At 63.2% G+C, this 16,647-nt stretch carries 14 protein-coding genes; 5 read left to right on the top strand and 9 right to left on the bottom strand.

Annotation, left to right across the window (positions count from 1 at the left end; translation table 11 throughout):
- Nucleotides 1-34: 34 nt before the first annotated feature.
- The 9 genes from ABIE40_RS24225 to ABIE40_RS24185 all read right to left on the bottom strand — a co-directional run bounded on the left by ABIE40_RS24225 (nt 35) and on the right by ABIE40_RS24185 (nt 11,017).
- Nucleotides 35-3,172, bottom strand: a complete 3,138-nt coding sequence (locus ABIE40_RS24225) for an efflux RND transporter permease subunit (protein WP_112711075.1) — start codon at nt 3,170-3,172, stop codon at nt 35-37.
- Between the two features lie 9 nt (nt 3,173-3,181).
- Nucleotides 3,182-4,417 (bottom strand): efflux RND transporter periplasmic adaptor subunit, encoded by a 1,236-nt coding sequence (locus ABIE40_RS24220; protein ID WP_130281393.1) that lies wholly within the window; start codon nt 4,415-4,417, stop codon nt 3,182-3,184.
- A 153-nt stretch (nt 4,418-4,570) separates the two neighbouring features.
- Entirely contained in the window at nt 4,571-5,125 is a 555-nt protein-coding gene (locus ABIE40_RS24215) for a PadR family transcriptional regulator (protein ID WP_199628176.1), read from the bottom strand.
- A gap of 98 nt (nt 5,126-5,223) precedes the next feature.
- On the bottom strand, nt 5,224-6,141 hold the full coding sequence (locus tag ABIE40_RS24210) for a succinylglutamate desuccinylase/aspartoacylase family protein (RefSeq protein WP_199628177.1): 918 nt from the start codon (nt 6,139-6,141) through the stop codon (nt 5,224-5,226).
- A 26-nt stretch (nt 6,142-6,167) separates the two neighbouring features.
- Complete coding sequence (locus ABIE40_RS24205) at nt 6,168-7,538, bottom strand: dipeptidase (RefSeq protein WP_199628178.1); 1,371 nt, start codon at nt 7,536-7,538, stop codon at nt 6,168-6,170.
- Entirely contained in the window at nt 7,535-8,281 is a 747-nt protein-coding gene (locus tag ABIE40_RS24200; RefSeq protein WP_199628179.1) for an SDR family NAD(P)-dependent oxidoreductase, read from the bottom strand. The genes ABIE40_RS24205 and ABIE40_RS24200 overlap by 4 nt, the downstream gene beginning before the upstream one ends.
- Nucleotides 8,278-9,294 (bottom strand): ketopantoate reductase family protein, encoded by a 1,017-nt coding sequence (locus tag ABIE40_RS24195; protein WP_199628180.1) that lies wholly within the window; start codon nt 9,292-9,294, stop codon nt 8,278-8,280. The genes ABIE40_RS24200 and ABIE40_RS24195 overlap by 4 nt, the downstream gene beginning before the upstream one ends.
- On the bottom strand, nt 9,291-9,992 hold the full coding sequence (locus tag ABIE40_RS24190) for a creatininase family protein (protein ID WP_130281402.1): 702 nt from the start codon (nt 9,990-9,992) through the stop codon (nt 9,291-9,293). The genes ABIE40_RS24195 and ABIE40_RS24190 overlap by 4 nt, the downstream gene beginning before the upstream one ends.
- A 14-nt stretch (nt 9,993-10,006) precedes the next feature.
- Nucleotides 10,007-11,017, bottom strand: coding sequence for a GntR family transcriptional regulator (locus ABIE40_RS24185; protein WP_199628181.1), 1,011 nt, complete (start codon nt 11,015-11,017; stop codon nt 10,007-10,009).
- 173 nt (nt 11,018-11,190) lie between these two features.
- Here ABIE40_RS24185 and ABIE40_RS24180 point away from each other — a divergent pair, with 173 nt between their 5' ends.
- The 5 genes from ABIE40_RS24180 (at nt 11,191) to ABIE40_RS24160 (ending at nt 16,640) form a co-directional block, all read left to right on the top strand.
- Nucleotides 11,191-12,768 carry an ABC transporter substrate-binding protein gene (locus tag ABIE40_RS24180; RefSeq protein ID WP_112711083.1) on the top strand — a complete coding sequence of 526 codons (1,578 nt, stop codon included), beginning with the start codon at nt 11,191-11,193 and terminating at the stop codon, nt 12,766-12,768.
- Nucleotides 12,769-12,848: 80 nt separating this feature from the next.
- Complete coding sequence (locus tag ABIE40_RS24175) at nt 12,849-13,787, top strand: ABC transporter permease (protein WP_199628182.1); 939 nt, start codon at nt 12,849-12,851, stop codon at nt 13,785-13,787.
- Nucleotides 13,784-14,632: an ABC transporter permease gene (locus tag ABIE40_RS24170; RefSeq protein WP_199628183.1), complete on the top strand. Its 849-nt coding sequence runs from the start codon at nt 13,784-13,786 to the stop codon at nt 14,630-14,632. The genes ABIE40_RS24175 and ABIE40_RS24170 overlap by 4 nt, the downstream gene beginning before the upstream one ends.
- Nucleotides 14,629-15,636 carry an ABC transporter ATP-binding protein gene (locus ABIE40_RS24165; protein ID WP_112711086.1) on the top strand — a complete coding sequence of 336 codons (1,008 nt, stop codon included), beginning with the start codon at nt 14,629-14,631 and terminating at the stop codon, nt 15,634-15,636. Before ABIE40_RS24170 ends, ABIE40_RS24165 begins: the two co-directional genes overlap by 4 nt.
- Nucleotides 15,633-16,640: an ABC transporter ATP-binding protein gene (locus ABIE40_RS24160; RefSeq protein ID WP_199628184.1), complete on the top strand. Its 1,008-nt coding sequence runs from the start codon at nt 15,633-15,635 to the stop codon at nt 16,638-16,640. The genes ABIE40_RS24165 and ABIE40_RS24160 overlap by 4 nt, the downstream gene beginning before the upstream one ends.
- Nucleotides 16,641-16,647 lie beyond the last annotated feature (7 nt).

Here is a 16,647-nt window from a genome sequence, read left to right as displayed (position 1 = left end):
TGAGGCGCAGCGATGCGCGCCTCAGGCCCTGATATCACTTCGCCTCGGCGACGGCCTCGCCGGGCTCCTCTTCCACCGGCCGCGCCTTGAACACGCGACGGACGGTGACGAAGAGCAGCGGGATGAAGAAGACGCCGATGACGGTGGCCGAAATCATGCCGCCCATGACGCCGATACCGATCGAGTTCTGGCTGCCCGAGCCCGCGCCGCTTGCGACCGCCAGCGGCAAGACGCCGAGGATGAAGGCAAGCGAGGTCATCAGGATCGGCCGCAGGCGCTGGCGCGCCGCCTCGACGGTGGCGGTAACCAGATCCTTGCCGGACTTCTGCTGATCGATCGCGAACTCGACGATCAGGATCGCATTCTTCGCCGCAAGGCCGATCGTCGTCAGCAGGCCCACCTTGAAGTAAACGTCGTTGTTCTGGCCGAAGAGCAGCGCCGCGGCGAGCGCGCCGAAGACGCCGATCGGAACGGAGAGCATGACCGCAAACGGGATCGCCCAGCTTTCATAGAGGGCTGCAAGCGCCAGGAAGACGACGAGGATCGAGATCGCGTAGAGCTGTGCTGCCTGGTTGCCGGAGAGACGTTCCTGCGCCGAAAGGCCGGTCCACTCATGCGTGAAGCCACCCGGCAACTGGCCGACGATCGCGTCGATCTCGTTCATCGCGTCACCCGACGAAACGCCCGGCGCCGCAGCCCCCTGGATTTCGACGGCGGACGAGCCGTTGTAGCGCTCCAGGCGCGGCGAGCCGAACTTCCAGTGGCCGTCGGCGAAGGCCGAGAACGGCACCATCTCGCCATCGGAATTCTTCACATACCACCGGTCGAAATCCTCCGGCTGCATGCGGAACGCCTTGTCGGCCTGGACATAGACCTTCTTGACGCGGCCGCGGTCGATGAAGTCGTTGACGTAATTGCCGCCCCAGGCGGTCGACAGCGTCGTGTCGATATCCGAGAGGTTGAGGTTGAGCGCACTCGCCTTTTCCTGGTCGATATCGACGGAATATTGCGGCGAATCCTCCTGGCCGTTCGGGCGCGTGCCGACGAGCTTGTTGCTCTTGCCGGCAGCCGCGAGGAGCTGGTTGCGGACCTGGATGAGCTGCTGGTGGCCGGCGCCGTTCATGTCCTTCAGATAGAAATCGAAGCCGGCATTGTTGCCGAAGCCAGGGATGGCCGGCGGCGACAGAGCGAAGACATTGGCGTCCTTGATCTTCGAGAATGCTCCCATCGCCCGCTGCGCAATGGCCTGAGCCTTCGCCTGCGGCGTCGTTCGCTGATCGAAATCCTTGAGCTTCACGAAGGCGAGGCCGACATTCTGCCCCTGCCCGCCGAAGCCGAAGCCGACGACGGCCATGACGCCGGTGACGTAGTCCTTCTCATCGTTGAGATAGTGGTCCGTCACCTGTTTCAGCACCTTCTGTGTGCGGTCCGCCGTGGCGCCGACAGGCAGCTGGACGCTGGTGATCAGGATGCCCTGGTCTTCATCCGGCAGGAACGAGCTCGGCAGCCGCGTGAAGAGATAGCCGGTCGCGACGGCAATCAGCAGGAACATGGCGATGAAGATGCCGGACCGGCGGATGATGCCGCTGACGCTGCGCTGGTAACCGCGAGTGCCGCGATCGAAATTGCGGTTGAAGAAGCCGAAGACGCCGCGGCTCTTGGCGCCATGCTTTGGCTTTTTCAGGATCGTGGCGCAAAGCGCCGGCGTCAGGATCAGGGCGACGACGACCGAGAGCAGCATGGCCGACACGATCGTCACCGAGAACTGCCGGTAGATGACGCCGACCGAGCCTGAGAAGAAGGCCATCGGGATGAACACCGCCGACAACACGGTGGCGATACCAATCAGCGCACCGGTGATTTCCTCCATCGACTTGATGGTCGCCTCGCGCGGCGAAAGTCCCTCTTCCTCCATCACGCGCTCGACATTCTCGACGACGACGATCGCGTCATCGACCAGAAGACCGATCGCCAGCACCATGCCGAACATCGTCAGCGTATTGATCGAGTAGCCAAAGAAGGCGAGCACGCCGAAGGTGCCGAGCAGCACGACCGGAACCGCGAGCGTCGGAATAAGCGTCGCGCGAAAACTCTGCAGGAAGACGAACATGACGATGAAGACGAGGACAATCGCTTCAACGAGCGTCTTCACCACGTCTTCGATCGACAGCTTTACGAAGGGCGTCGTGTCATAGGGATAGACGACCTCGACATTCGGCGGCAGGGTGCCGCGCAGCGTCTCGACCGTCGACTGCACGGCCTCGGCCGTGTCAATGGCGTTGGCGCCGGAGGCGAGATTGATCGCGAGGCCGGCGGCCGGATTGCCGTTATAGGTCGAGAAGCTCGAATAGCTCTCGGCGCCGAGCTCGACGGTCGCGACGTCGTTCAGCCGCACCAGCGAACCGCTGCTGGCGCTCTTCAGGATGATGTTCTGAAACTGCTCGGGCGTCTGCAGGCGGCTCTTTGCCGTCACCGTCGCATTGAGCTGCTGGCCCTTGCGCTGCGGCAGCGCGCCGAGCTGGCCGGCTGCGACCTGGGTATTCTGCGCCTCGATCGCGTTCGTCACATCGCTGACCATCAGCGAGTATTTCGCGAGCTTGTCCGGATCGACCCAGATGCGCATCGCGTAACCGGAGCCGAAGAGCTGCGTGTCGCCGACGCCGGGAACGCGCTTCAGCGTGTCGTTCAGCGAGCTGTTGACGTAGTCGGCCAGGTCGGTCGACGTCAGCTTGCCGTCCATCGAGACGAAGCCGATGACCATCAGGAAGTTCGACGTCGACTTCGTTACCGTCAGACCGGTGTTCTGGACGCTCTGCGGCAGCTGCGCCTCGACGAGCTGCAGCTTGTTCTGCACCTGCATCTGCGCAACGTCGGGGTTGGCGGCGCTGGTGAAGGTCAGCGAGATCGAGGCCTGACCGGTCGATTGCGAGGTCGAGGTCATGTAGTCGAGATTGTCGATCCCGGTCATGCCCTGTTCGATGACCTTGGTGACGGAATTTTCGACCGTTTCGGCGTCGGCACCCGGATAGGTGCCGGAAATGCGCACGGTGGTCGGGGCGATCTGCGGATATTGCGAGATCGACAGTGTCGTGATCGACAGGATGCCGGCAAGCATGATGACGATGGCGATGACCCAGGCAAAGACCGGCCTGGCAATAAAGAACCGGGACACGGGCTTACCTCACTTCGTTACGGGCGTGTTCGCCGCTTCCTTGACCGGGGCAGCCTCGGCCGCATCGGCCTGCTTGATCTCGCCGGTCGCGTCGTCGAGCGTCACGTCGTCGACCTTGACATCCTGGCCGTCCCTGACGCGCTGGATGCCCTCGACGATGACGCGGTCGCCATCATTGATGCCGCCGGCCACCAGCCAGCTGTTGCCGATGCTGCGCTGAACGCTGAGCGTCCGCCGCTGCACCTTGCCGTCCGTGGAAACGAACATTGCCGTCGGATCGCCCTTGGTGTCGCGGGTGACCGCACGCTGCGGCACAAGGAAGCTGTTGGGCGCCACGCCCTCTTCGATCGTCGCGCGCACATACATGCCGGGCAGCAGCAGCCGGTCCGGATTGGGGAAGGTCGCGCGCGCCGTCACGGTGCCGAGCGTCTGCGAGACGGAGGATTCGAGGAATTCGAACTTGCCGGGTTTGTCGTATTTCGAGCCGTCCTCGAGCTTGACGTTGACAGAGACATTGTCGCCCGTCGTCTTGATGCGTCCCTCCGCGATCGACTTGCGCAGGGCGAGAAGATTGGTGCTCGATTGCGTGACGTCGACATTGATCGGGTCGAGCTGGTTGATGGTCGCGAGCGCCGTCGTCTGCTCGGCGGTGACGAGTGCACCGACCGTGACAGCCGATGCGTCGATGCGGCCACCGATCGGCGCACGGATCTTCGTATAGCCAAGATTAATGCGCGCGGTCTCGAGGGCAGCGCGCGCCGAGGCGACATCAGCAAGAGCCTGCGCCAGCGTCGAGCGGGCGTCGTCGAGGTCCTGCTTGCTGACCGCGGCCTGTGATGTCAGGCCCTGGTAGCGATCGACCTTCGCCTGAGCGCTTGGAACTGCACCCTCGGCCTTCTGCAACGTGGCGACGGAGCTGTCAAAGGCTGCCTGGTAGGGGCTCGGCTCGATTTCGTAGAGAACGTCGCCGGCATTGACCTCGCTGCCCTCCTTGAAATTACGGGCGCGGATGATGCCGCCGACCTGGGGGCGGACCTCGGCGATCAGCGATGCGGCGGTGCGGCCCGGCACTTCGGCGGTGATCGTCACCGATTGCGGACGCAGCGTCACGGCGCTCACCTGCGGCTTGGCATCGGCGGCGGCTTTCTGCTGCTGCGGCGCCTGCTCGTTGCAGGATGCGAGCGCAAGCGTGAGCGCGGTGGCATAACCAAGGTTCGCAAGCCATCTGGTCTTGGCGATAGGCATTCAAGGCTCCTGTGTCGCCTGGCGATCGCTTGGGAGGCAATGCAGGCAGTTCGTGATTTGCAATGGCGGCCGCCGCTATAACGGCGGACCGCGAAATCGGTTTCGTCCGCACCCCGCCGCAGCTCGTCAAAGCGCAGGCGGCACGGCAAGCTCTCAGCTCTGCTCGATCTTGCGGGCTGCCTCATCGAGAGCCTCGGCGACAGCGCTGATCGTCTCTTTGGTGACGGCGCCTTGCCGCAATTTCATCCGCAAGGCCATTTTGATGTTTTGCATGCCGCGCACCACCTCATCGGGCGCATCGCGCGGCGGACCACGCTCACCGGCGATGACAGCGCGCGCCAGGATATCGTCGATCTGCTTTCTATTCGCATCGACGAAGAGCCGCCCTTCCGCCGTCGGCCGGTAGAGCTTGCGGCCGCCGTCTTCGAGCGTGATGGAGGCGTAGCCCATATCGTCGAGCCAGGAGAGCGTTGGATAGATGACGCCGGGGCTTGGCGAATAGCTGCCGCCGAGACGCTCCTCGATCGCCTTGATCAGTTCATAGCCGTGCGCCGGACGCTCGACGATCATTGCCAGGATGAGAAGACGCAGATCCCCATAGTCGAACAGCCGCCGCCCACGCCCGCCGCGCGGATGGCGCCCGGGGTGATCCTCCCGCTCGTCTTCAGGGCGGGCATCATCGGAGAAATGCAGGTCTCGGCCGGTCATGCGGCGGAACCTATCGTCCCGATATATCGGCAATCAAGATATATCGCGATATATGACGAAAATTTAATCTCGCGTGACGGTTCCGTGATGCGCGGGCGTCAGACCGGTGTCCCGACGCCCAGCAGCGCTTCCTTCTCGTTCACCGACAGGCTGGTCAGCCGGTAGAGAATGAAGCCTGCTTTTTCCGAGCGGATGGTGGCCAGCGTTTCGCCGAAGACGTTCCTGATTTCGCCAAGCACCTCGCCTGCGATCACTGGGTCGCCGAGATCCTTTGCCGGATACCAGAGACCTTTGACGGATGCTGTTGGTACCCACATGGTCACGACGTCAAGCTTTGTTACCGGGGCCGTGCCCGGGAGCATGCCGATCTGCTGCATCACCCGGCGGATACCGTCGGTCATCTGCGTCACCGTCGCCTCGCCCCAGAGACCGTTGCCGCTGACCTCCGGCAGGATGCTGGGAATGCCGAGCTTATGGGAGGCATCGACCGTATAGCCCGAACCGCCGGCTGCGACCGCGATCTTGATGCCGAATGCGGCAGCAAGCGCCTGCGATTTCTCGCAACCGGCCGGGAAGATCGTGAAGGGTTCGAGGCCCTCGTCGAGATCGCCGCCATGGCAATCGATATAGGCATCGGCCTTCGGGAAGACTTCTGTGACCAGCCAGTGGGCAAGCTGCTCGCTGGTCGTGCCGTCAGGCTTGCCGGGGAACATCCGGTTCAGGTTCTTGCCGTCCTGCGGCATGATGTAGATGTTGCGCCGGTGAAAGGCCTCGACATTGAGGACCGGCAAGACGAGCAGCGTGCCCCTGATCTCCTCCGGCCGCGTCTTCATCAGCCGCACAGCCGCCTCGATCGAGCAGTATTCCGAGCCATGGACGCCCGCGGTGACCAGCAGGCATGGCCCCGCCTCGGCTCCTTCGATGATTGCATAGGGGATTTCGAGTTCCGCCGTCGGCTTGATATGGCCGAATTCGGATCGGGGCTTTCCGGTTCTCAAGGCTGGCAGGGCGGTCATCGCTTGTCCTCCATCACTAGATCGTCTCAGGCGGCGGCGAGCCGCCGCAGCAGCATGGTCCAGGCGCGCATGCCCAGCTTGAAATTCGACAGCCGGAAGAATTCGTTCGGTGCGTGGTAATCCTCATCCGCCGTCGAGAATGAGAAGAAGATCGCCGCACAGCCGAGATGCTGGCGGAAGGCGCTGCCGATCGGGATCGTGGCGCCCATGGCAACGCGCAGCGGCTTCTGTCCGAGCAACTCGCCAAGCACCTCTTCCGAAATCTTCAGCGCCGGCAGATCAGGATCGACGAAATCGGCCTCGCTGCCCGGCCCATGGCGATGGATTTCGAGCTGGAAACCCTTCGGCAGGCGCTGCTGCAGGTGGCGGGTGATCGCAGCGATAACCGTATCCGGCTTTTGTCCGGCAACAAGGCGACAGGTAATCTTGGCGCCAGCGGTATTCGGGATGACCGTCTTGGTGCCCTTACCCTGATAGCCGCCCCAGATGCCGTTGAACTCCAGCGTCGGCTCCAGCCACTGGCGGATCAGCAGTTCGCGGCCGGTATCGATCGGATCGCCACCGGCAACGCCGATCTCGCGGTAATAGGCGGCACTGTCGAAATTCGAGGCGTCGATCGCTGTCAGGATGCGTGGATCGGGCGGTGTCGCACCATCGAGAAAACCTTCGACGCTCACCCGGCCATCCGGGCCATGCATCGAAGCGAGCAGCGCCGAAAGCGCAGAAATAGGGTTCGGTGCGCTGCCGCCGTGGCGGCCGGAATGCAGATCCTTGGCCGCGCCCGTCACGGTGATATCGAGGGCAGCCAGACCGCGGCTTGCGACGGTGATCGATGGCTTGTCCGGCCGCCACATGGCGCCATCGGCCGAGAGCACCAGATCGCAGCGGAGCTTCTCGCGATACTTTTCCAGCGTCGACGCAAAATGCGGGCTGCCGGATTCCTCCTCGCCCTCGATCAGCACCTTCAGATTGACCGGCAACCTGCCCTCGACGCGCATGAAGGCTTCGGCGACGAGGATCGGGATCAGCAACGGCCCCTTGTCGTCCGAGACGCCGCGGGCATAGAGCCTGCCATCGCGCTCGTTGGGCTCGAAGGGCGGGGTCTGCCATTTCTCCAGCGGGTCCGGAGGCTGGACATCGTAGTGACCGTAGACAAGGAAGGTCGGCAGTTTGGGATCGGCGATGATCTCGCCATAGACGGCCGGATGGCCGCCGGTTTGCAGCATCTCCACCGAAGCGAAGCCCGCTTTCCGCAGCCGCTCCACCACGAAGGCGGCCGCCTGATTTATCCCATCGATGAAGGCCGGATCGGTGCTGACGCTCGGGATCCGGCAGAAGGCCTTCAGGTCTTCGAGGGCTGCCGGATAATTCTCTTCCAGATAGACCTCGACGCTCATTTGCCGCCATCCACGCTGATGACCTGGCCGGAAACCCAGCCGGCATAATCGGAGGCGAAGAACATCACCATGGCGGCAATATCTTCAGGCACGCCGAGGCGCTTCAGTGCAATGTTCTGCAACAGCCGCGCCTGCCCTTCCTCGCCCATAGCATCCCACTGCCGCTCGGTGGTCGGGTTGGAGCGGACGAAGCCGGGCGCGACGTTGTTGACGGTGATGCCCCAGGGGCCGAGTTCATGGGCGAGCTGCCGCGTCAGGCCGATCTGCCCGGCCTTGGCGCTGGCATAGGCCTGAATGCCCGTCAGCGAAATACCGAGACCGGCGCCGCTCGAAATATTGATGATGCGGCCGGATTTGCGCCTCTTCATGACAGGCGAGACCGCCTGCGACATGAAGAAGGCGCCGGACAGATTGACGTCGAAGATCGTCTGCCAGTCGCTCTCGGATATGTCCTCGATCGGCCGGCCGACCTGGCCACGCACGCCGCCGGCATTGTTGACGAGAATATCGACATCGCCGAACCCAGGCACCAGTGCCTGGACATCGGTGCGATTGCCGACATCAAGCACATGGGCGCTCGTCCTGTCACCGCAGAGCTTTACCGTCTCCGCCAACCCCGCCACGTTGACATCGCAGACATGGACCCGCGCGCCGCGGCTCGCAAACCCCTCGGCAATCGAGCGGCCGAAGCCATGCGCTGCCCCGGTCACGATCACCGTCTTTCCCTCGAAGGAAATGTTCATGCCAGCCTCGCAAGCTCTTCGATATTCTCCATCGAAAGCGGCCGCTTGCCGTCCTCGATCTCGTGGATCATCTCGATGACCCGGGCAGCAAGCGGTGTCGGCACCCGCGATTCCTTGCCGATCTCGACCACCGGCAGCACCTGCGCATCGACCTCGGTCTTGCGCTTGCGCACCGCGAGATCGCGCCAGATGCCGGAATGCGATTTCACCGATTTGCGGTTGTGCACCGACATGTCGTCGAAGGACTTGCTGGTCTGCTCCGGCGTCGCCAACGGCCCGAAGGCTGCCGGATCGAAACCGTCAAAGGCTTCCGGGCGAATGTTGTTGATGGCAGCAACCGTTGCCACTTCAAGCGCCAGCTTGCGCAGCACCGGCCTCGCGACCGGATCGTCCAGAACGTCGGCGATGCTGTCATTGGTGAGAGCCGTGCCGAAGAGCAGCGCGCCGTAGATCAGTTTGCCCCAGAGGAAACCCCAGATATTGTTGGTGATCAGCGCCTTGGGCTCGAACTGCTTCATCAGGTCGTAGATATCTTCGGCCCGGTCCGTAAACCGCCCGTCGAGCTCGCCGATCACCACGGCGCCGTGACCGCTATATTGGACGACACCCGGCTCCAGATAATCGGCGCCGAAATTGACGAAGCAGCCGATGACCCGGTTTTCGCCGGTGATCCGCGCGATCACCCGCTCGTTGAGACCGTTCTGCGCCGAGACAACATAGCCGTCGGAGGCGAGATGCTCCACCAGCATCTTGGCCGCCGCCTCGGTGTGATGCGCCTTCACGCAGAGGAATGTCCGGCTGTAGGTGCCCTTGAGATCTTCGGGCAGGCAGGCCTTCGCCTGGACCACATCCTCGAAGATCGGGCCGACGATCTTCAGCCCCTTCGTATTGATGGCATCGACGTGGTCCTTGACGTTATCGACGAAGATCACCTCATGGCCGGCCCGGATGAAGGCGGCGCCGAGCGTGCCTCCGATGGCGCCCGCGCCCCAGATCAGGATCGGATCGCTCACGCCCAGCCTCCTTCGAGAAGCGCGCGCGTCTCTTCGACCGCCACATCCCAGATTGCCTGCATTTCCTCATCAGGCCGCTCGTAATAGCCGCCGAAATTGCCGTCGCCGAGATAGGCCTTCACGGCATCGGGTGACATCACCCGCATGCGGGCAAGATCGATCATCGGCTTCTGCTGCGTCGGCTGCTTGACACCTTCAAGACGCGTCCAGGGGAAGTTCTCCATCCAGGAGGCATGCGAGGCGACCGTATCGATTTCCTGCACCTTGGCGAAGGTCTTCGGCGAGTTCCACCAGTTGTGGAACTTGACGGCCGTGTCGGGATTGTCTGCCATCCACTCGATCGCCATGCTGCCCGCCGGCTGATTGCCTCCGTGACCGTTGACGATGAGGATGCGGCGGAAACCCTGCAGCCTCAGCCCGTCGAGGATGTCACGCACCAGCCGGATATAGGTCTCCTGCCGGATGCTGATCGTGCCGGGATATGAGAGGAAATACGGCGTGATGCCGTATGCGACGACCGGGAAGACCGGAATGCCGAGCGGTGCCGCCGCATCGGCCGCCACCTTCTCGGACAGGATGGAATCGACCGAAAGCGACAGGCCGGCATGCTGCTCGGTGCTGCCGAGCGGCAGGATCGCCCGGTCATCGGTCTTCAGATAGGCTTCGATCTGCTGCCAGTTGGTTTCCGATACTCTCATCACATCTGCCTTTCCTAGACCTTCGCGTCGGCTTCGTTCCGTTTCGGGCTTTCCTCGCCCTGCGCCTGCACGCCCGCAGCACGGATGATCGGCACGATCACCCGTTCGATATCGGCGGTATCAGGAGCATGGCGGTATTCGATCGCCTGCACGCCCTCGGGCAGCAGGCCGGTGACGCTCTCGGCGCCGGATGCGTAGATAACGACCGAGACCTTCGAGAGCAGCTCTTCGAGGTCATTGGCCTCCAGCGTCGTGGCGGTAATTTCGCTGACATGCGGGGCGAAGCGCTGCACGCCGCTCTTCATGATCGGCAGGAAATCCGGGAAGCGGGAGACGACGGCGATCGAGGCAAGCGAATCCAGTGAGGCCAGCGCCCGGCGCGTCTCCTCCGATGGCGTGAAGCTGATCGTCACCACCTTGGTATTGGCAACCAGCGTCGCCACTTCGCGATGGCGGTTGGCGAAGGTCACGGCAAGGTCGGCGGAATTGGCACGCGCCTTGGCGGCCGGATCGCGCTCGATCGAGGCGACCGTCAGCGGCTCCACCGTTACCTCGCGGCCGAGACGGGCGGCGATGAAGCGGGCGTAACTCGCCGTCGCATCCTGGAAGATGCCGATCATGACGATCCGCAGCCGCGGACCGATGCTGTCCCGGTAGAAGGCCCGCGCATTGACGAGCGAGACGAGGTCGGCGGTGCGGATGCCGAGCCGCTGGCTCTCGTCGATCAACTGGTCGATATGGAGATGCAGATCGGTGGTATCGGCGCGCGCCGCAAGCCGCGCCTGGTGGCTGTCGCTGACGAAGGTGCCGGAGCCGGGACGCGTATCGATCAGCCCAGCGGCCTTGAGATCGGCATAGACCTGACTCACCGTCATCGGCGCCACGCCGACCTTTTCCGCCAGATCCCGGACTGATGGCAGCGCTTCGCCGGGCGCCAGTTCACCGCAGGCGATACCGTATTCGATAAGGCCCTGAAGCTGCGTGCGCAGCGGAACTGGCAAATCCCGGTCGATGAAGAAGTCCATGAAACCCGTTCGGCTAGCTGTTCTATTTATATATAACGGTTAGCTCGAAATCCGCTTGCAGGCAAGCGAAGCGTCTTAGGGTTGCTAGATAAAAACTGGTTGACAGTCATTTTTTGGCGTGAAATCGTTATAGCCAATAATAACAGTCAGACCAAATATAAAAGGGGAATGCCATGAGAATGATCGCTCGGGCGGCCATTGCCGCTGCAGTTCTATTGAGCACCGGTGTGTCTGCATTTGCCCTGGAGCGGGGCGGCACGCTGGTCTACGGCCGTTATGCCGACAGCCTGTTTCTCGATCCGGTGCTGAACGACGCCAATGTCGATATCTGGATCCTGTCCAACCTCTACGACACGCTGCTTCTGCCGACCGATGACGGCAAGGGCGTGCAGCCGGGTCTCGCCAGCGCCTACAAGCTTGCCGACGACGGCATGAGCGTGACGCTGACGCTGCGCGACGGCATCAAGTTCTCCGATGGCTCCCCGATCACCCCCGGCGACGTCGCCTGGTCGCTGAAGCGCGCCTCCAAGAAGGACAACGGCATCTGGGGTTTCATGATCGAGTCCATCGATGACGTGACGACCGAAGGCGACAAGACCGTCATCATCAAGCTCAAGCATCCCGATCCAGCCATTCTGGCAGCGCTCACCGTCTTCAACACCGGCATCCTGCCCGAGAAGACATTCGAGGCATCGCCGGGTGCCACGGAGGAGGAAAAGGCCAAGGCGTTCGCCGAGCATCCCGTCGGCTCCGGCCCGTTCATGCTGAAATCCTGGGATCGCGGCTCCAGCATGAAGCTGGTGCGCAACGAATATTACTGGGGCAAGGGTGAGGACGGCAAACCGCTGCCTTATCTCGACGGGATCGACTTCGAGCTCATCCCGGATGATGCCACCCGCATTCTCAAGCTGACCTCTGGCGAAATTGATGGCGCCGAATTCATTCCCTATTCTCGCGTCGAAGAGCTGAAGTCGGCCGGCAATCTCGACATGGAGCTCTTCCCGTCGACCCGCGTCGAATACATTACCCTGAACGTGCGCCCGCAGCTTGGCGGCAAGGACAATCCGCTGTCCAACGTCAAGGTGCGCCAGGCGATGAACTATGCCGTCAACAAGGACGCGATCATCCAGATCGTCACCCATGGCGTCGGCACGCCGCAGACGTCCTACATGTCGACGGCAACGCCGCTGCATGTCGGCGACAAGCCGCTCTATCCCTACGACATCGAGAAGGCGAAGAGCCTGATGAAGGAAGCGGGCTTCGAAAACGGCTTCTCGACCAGCATTCTCGTGCTTGCCGGCAACCAGGACGAAGTCGGCATCTCCACGGCGCTGCAGCAGATGTGGGCGCAGATCGGCATCAAGCTCGAGCTGCAACAGGTCGACAACCCGACCCGCACCCAGCAATATCGCGACGGCACGTTCGTGATGCGCAACGCGGCCTGGACCGACGATATCGCCGACCCGAACGAAATCACCTCCTACTTCGTCTATTCCAAGACGATCGACGCGCTGCATAGCGGCTGGAAGAACGACGAAGCCGACCAGCTCTTCGAGGCGTCGCAGAAGGAGATGGATCCGAAGAAGCGCGCCGATCAATATGCAAAGATGCAGGAGATCTACAACGATCAGGGTCCGATCGTGCCGCTCTACGAGACGCCCTATCCGGTCGCTCTGAGCAAGAAGGTTCACGGCTTCCTGCAGATCCCGCTTGGCAACAATATCTTCGCCAAGACCTGGAAGGACAAGTAACACCTGACCCCAGCCTGCTGCGCGGGCCTCACAGCGAGGCCCGCGGCCTTTTTCGACCAGAGGAAGACCAGGAGCGGCTATTGCCCCTTTTCAGTTTTATTATCCGCCGCATACTGCAGATGATCCCGACGGTGATCTTCATTCTCATCGTCACTTTCGTTCTCGTGCGCCTGCTGCCCGGCGACCCCGCCAGCGCCATGCTCGGCGATCGCGCCCTCGATGCCGATGTCGAACGCATCAATAGCCAGCTCGGTCTCGACCAGCCGCTTCCCGTCCAGTTTCTCTATTATGTCGAACGCATCGTGACCGGCGATCTCGGCAATTCTATCGGCCTCAAGGTTTCGGTCATGTCGCTGATCCTGCAGCGCCTGCCCGTCACCCTGATGCTGACCTTGATGTCGGCGGTGATCGCGCTGGCCCTTTCCGTGCCGCTTGCCTTCGTTGCAGCGCTCAAGCGCGAGCAACTGCCCGACAGCATCATCCGCGGCACCTTTCAGGTCGGGCTTTCGATGCCGGTCTTTTATGTTGGCATCGTGCTTCTGACGGTGTTTGCCGCACAGCTGAAGCTCTTCCCGGTCGGCGGCTACGGCGACAGTTTCGGCGACCGGCTATACCACCTCTTCCTGCCGGCTCTGACACTGGCGCTGAGCTTCGCCGCCGTGCTGATGCGCAATCTGCGCGCCTCGATCATAGGCGTCATGAATGCCGAATATGTCGATTTCGCCACCGCCAAAGGCCTCCGGTCGCGCGTCATCCTGATCCGACACATCCTGCGCAACGCGCTGATCTCCACGGTGACGTTGTTCGGTCTGCAGATCGGCTCGCTGTTCGGCGGCGCCGTGATTACCGAAACGGTCTTTGCCGTTCCCGGCGCCGGACGCCTGCTGATCGACAGCATCTATGGCCGCGACTACCCGGTCCTTCAGGGCCTGACCATCGCGCTGGCCATCCTGGTTTCGCTGACCTTCCTGGTCACCGATATCGTCCAGGCCTGGCTCGACCCGAGGATTGCCCGATGAGCGCGCCGGCGGCCAAAGCCGCTCACAGCCTCGTCCAGTGGCGCAAGCCACCCCGCTCGCTTATTTGGGGCGGCATCATTCTCGGCCTCAGCCTGATCGTGGCGATCTGGCCGTCGCTGTTTGCCCCCTACGATCCAACCACCTTCGACTACAACGCGCTGCTGAAGCCGCCAAGCGCGGCGCATCCCTTCGGCACCGACAGTTTCGGCCGCGATGTACTATCGCGCGTCATCCATGCCTATACGCTCGACATGCAAATCGCCGTCTTCGCGACGATCGGGCCCTTTATCTTCGGCACCATCGTCGGCGCCTTCATCGGTTATGCCGGTGGCATCTGGGAGGCGATCTTCGGGCGTATCGTCGATGCGACGATCACCTTCCCCTTCCTCGTGCTGGTCATCGCCATCGTCTCCGTGCTCGGCCCCGGCCTCGGCAACATGTATGTCGCCGTCGGCGTTGTCGGTTGGGTCTTCTATGCCCGGCTGGTCGCCGCCGAGATCAAAGTGCAGAAGCGGCTCGATTATGCCGATGCCGGCAAGGTGATGGGGTACGCGCCGCTGCGCATCGTCTTCCGCCATCTGCTGCCGAACGCCATCACCCCGGCGATCGTCTACTGGATGACCGACATGGCGCTCGCCATCCTGCTCGGCTCGAGCCTCGGCTATCTCGGCCTCGGCGCCCAGCCGCCCGCGGCCGAATGGGGCGTGCAGATCGCCGACGGCAAGAACTTCATGAACACCGCCTGGTGGATTTCGGTCTTCCCGGGCGTTGCGATCGTTCTCACCGGTCTAGGCTTCAGCCTGGCCGGGGACGGTGTCGCCGAACTGTTGAGGGTCAGACGATGATGGGCGCAGCCAGCGAAAACAGCGGACTGATCGTGCGCGGCCTGACGACGACCTTCGATACGCCGCGCGGCCAGGCGATCGCCGCCGCCGATGTCGATTTCGACGTCGCGCCGGGTGAAGTCGTCGGCCTTGTCGGCGAATCCGGCTCCGGCAAGAGCGTCACGCTGCGCTCGATCATGCGGCTGATCCGCGAGCCCGGCCATGTCAGCGGCCGTGTCGAATGGCGCGGGCGCGATCTGGTCGCCATGCCGGCGGAGGAGCTGCGCAAGGTGCGCGGCGGCGAGATCGCGATGATCTTCCAGGAGCCGATGACGGCGCTCAATCCGGTTCTGCCTGTCGGCGTGCAGATCGAGGAGAACCTCGTTGCCCATACGACACTCAATGCCCGCGACCGCAAGGCGCGCGCCCTTGAACTGATGAACATCGTCGGCATTCCCGCCGCCGAGCGGCGTCTGCAGGAATATCCGCACCAGTTTTCCGGCGGCATGCGCCAGCGCGCCATGATCGCCATCGCGCTCGCCTGCTCGCCCAAGCTGCTGCTCGCCGACGAACCGACAACGGCGCTCGACGTCACCATCCAGGACCAGATCCTGAAACTGCTGCTTGACCTGCGCGACCGTCTGTCGATGAGCGTCGTGCTCGTCACCCACGATCTCGGCGTGGTTGCCGCCACCTGCGACCGGATGGCCGTGATGTATGCTGGAAGGATCGTCGAGACCGGGACGGTCGCCGATGTCTTCCGCCAGCCGCACCATCCCTACACGCGCGGGCTGCTCGGTTCCGTGCCGCGCTCGGGTGCGGCCCGCACCGTGCTCCAGTCCATCGAGGGAACGCCGCCAAGCCTCACCAACCTGCCCGAAGGATGCGCCTTTCATCCGCGTTGCAGCTTTGCGACCGAGCGCTGTCTGAAGGAACGGCCGCCGCTGGAAACGGTGGGCGCTCCAGGGCGGGCGGCCGCATGTTTCCATCACAGCCAGGTGGCCGCGGCGGAGGCGATCCTTTGAACGCGACCCTCCCCATCCTCTCCATTGACGGCATCTCGAAGCGTTTTGCCGGCCCCTATTCACTGACGCGGCGCCTGCAGGGCAAGCCGCCGCTCGCCGTCCAGGCGCTGCGTGATGTGACGCTGGAAATTCATCGCGGAGAGACGCTCGGCATCGTCGGGGAATCCGGCTGCGGCAAGTCCACGCTGGCGCGCTGTCTCGTACGGCTTCACGAACCGGATGGCGGGGCGATCCGCTTCGAGGGCGAGGATATCGCGCGCCTGCGCGGCGGCGAACGCCGTGCCTTCAACCGGCGGGTCCAGATGATCTTTCAGGATCCCTACGGCTCGCTCAATCCGCGCATGACGGTGCAGCAGATCCTTGGCGAAGCACTCTCCGTCCACAGAATGCGGCCAAAGGCCGAGATCCCGAACCGGATCGCCGAACTCCTGGACCTGGTGCTGCTGCCGCAGGACGCCGCGGCGCGCTATCCGCACGAGTTCTCCGGCGGCCAGCGGCAGCGCATCGGCATTGCCCGGGCGCTTGCGGTCGAGCCCGATGTGATCGTGGCGGATGAACTGGTCTCGGCGCTCGACGTCTCGGTGCAGGCGCAGGTCGTCAACCTGTTGCTCCAACTACAGGAACAGCTGCATCTGACTGTCGTCTTCGTCGCCCATGATCTCAGACTGGTGCGGCACATCTCGCATCGCGTCGCGGTCATGTATCTTGGCCAGGTCGTCGAGGTCAGCACCTCGGAAGCCCTCTTCACCGCGCCGCGCCACCCCTATTCCAAGGCGCTGCTCGATGCCGCACCGGAACTCGACCCGTCGCGCCGCAGCCGAACGGTTGCCGCCCGCGGCGAGTTGCCGAGCCCGCTCGACGTTCCGCCCGGCTGCGCCTTCGCCAGCCGCTGTCCACATGCTTTCGACCGCTGCCGGATCGAACGCCCGCTTCTGACGCCGCGCGGCCACGGCCAGCTCGCCGCTTGCCACATCGAGGATTTCGGCGCTCCTACGGCGCAATGAGGATTTG

Source organism: Rhizobium sp. OAE497 (genome assembly GCF_040546565.1).
Taxonomy (GTDB): Bacteria; Pseudomonadota; Alphaproteobacteria; order Rhizobiales; family Rhizobiaceae; genus Rhizobium.
Note: the sequence above shows the minus strand (reverse complement) of the source record. Positions and strands in the feature narration are given on the sequence as shown.

Coding starts and splice junctions, on each gene's coding strand:
- ABIE40_RS24180 (WP_112711083.1), top strand. CDS start 11,191: ATGAGAATGATCGCTCGGGCGGCCATTGCCGCTGCAGTTCTATTGAGC.
- ABIE40_RS24170 (WP_199628183.1), top strand. CDS start 13,784: ATGAGCGCGCCGGCGGCCAAAGCCGCTCACAGCCTCGTCCAGTGGCGC.
- ABIE40_RS24215 (WP_199628176.1), bottom strand. CDS start 5,125: ATGACCGGCCGAGACCTGCATTTCTCCGATGATGCCCGCCCTGAAGAC.
- ABIE40_RS24205 (WP_199628178.1), bottom strand. CDS start 7,538: ATGAGCGTCGAGGTCTATCTGGAAGAGAATTATCCGGCAGCCCTCGAA.
- ABIE40_RS24200 (WP_199628179.1), bottom strand. CDS start 8,281: ATGAACATTTCCTTCGAGGGAAAGACGGTGATCGTGACCGGGGCAGCG.
- ABIE40_RS24210 (WP_199628177.1), bottom strand. CDS start 6,141: ATGACCGCCCTGCCAGCCTTGAGAACCGGAAAGCCCCGATCCGAATTC.
- ABIE40_RS24190 (WP_130281402.1), bottom strand. CDS start 9,992: ATGAGAGTATCGGAAACCAACTGGCAGCAGATCGAAGCCTATCTGAAG.
- ABIE40_RS24220 (WP_130281393.1), bottom strand. CDS start 4,417: ATGCCTATCGCCAAGACCAGATGGCTTGCGAACCTTGGTTATGCCACC.
- ABIE40_RS24165 (WP_112711086.1), top strand. CDS start 14,629: ATGATGGGCGCAGCCAGCGAAAACAGCGGACTGATCGTGCGCGGCCTG.
- ABIE40_RS24185 (WP_199628181.1), bottom strand. CDS start 11,017: ATGGACTTCTTCATCGACCGGGATTTGCCAGTTCCGCTGCGCACGCAG.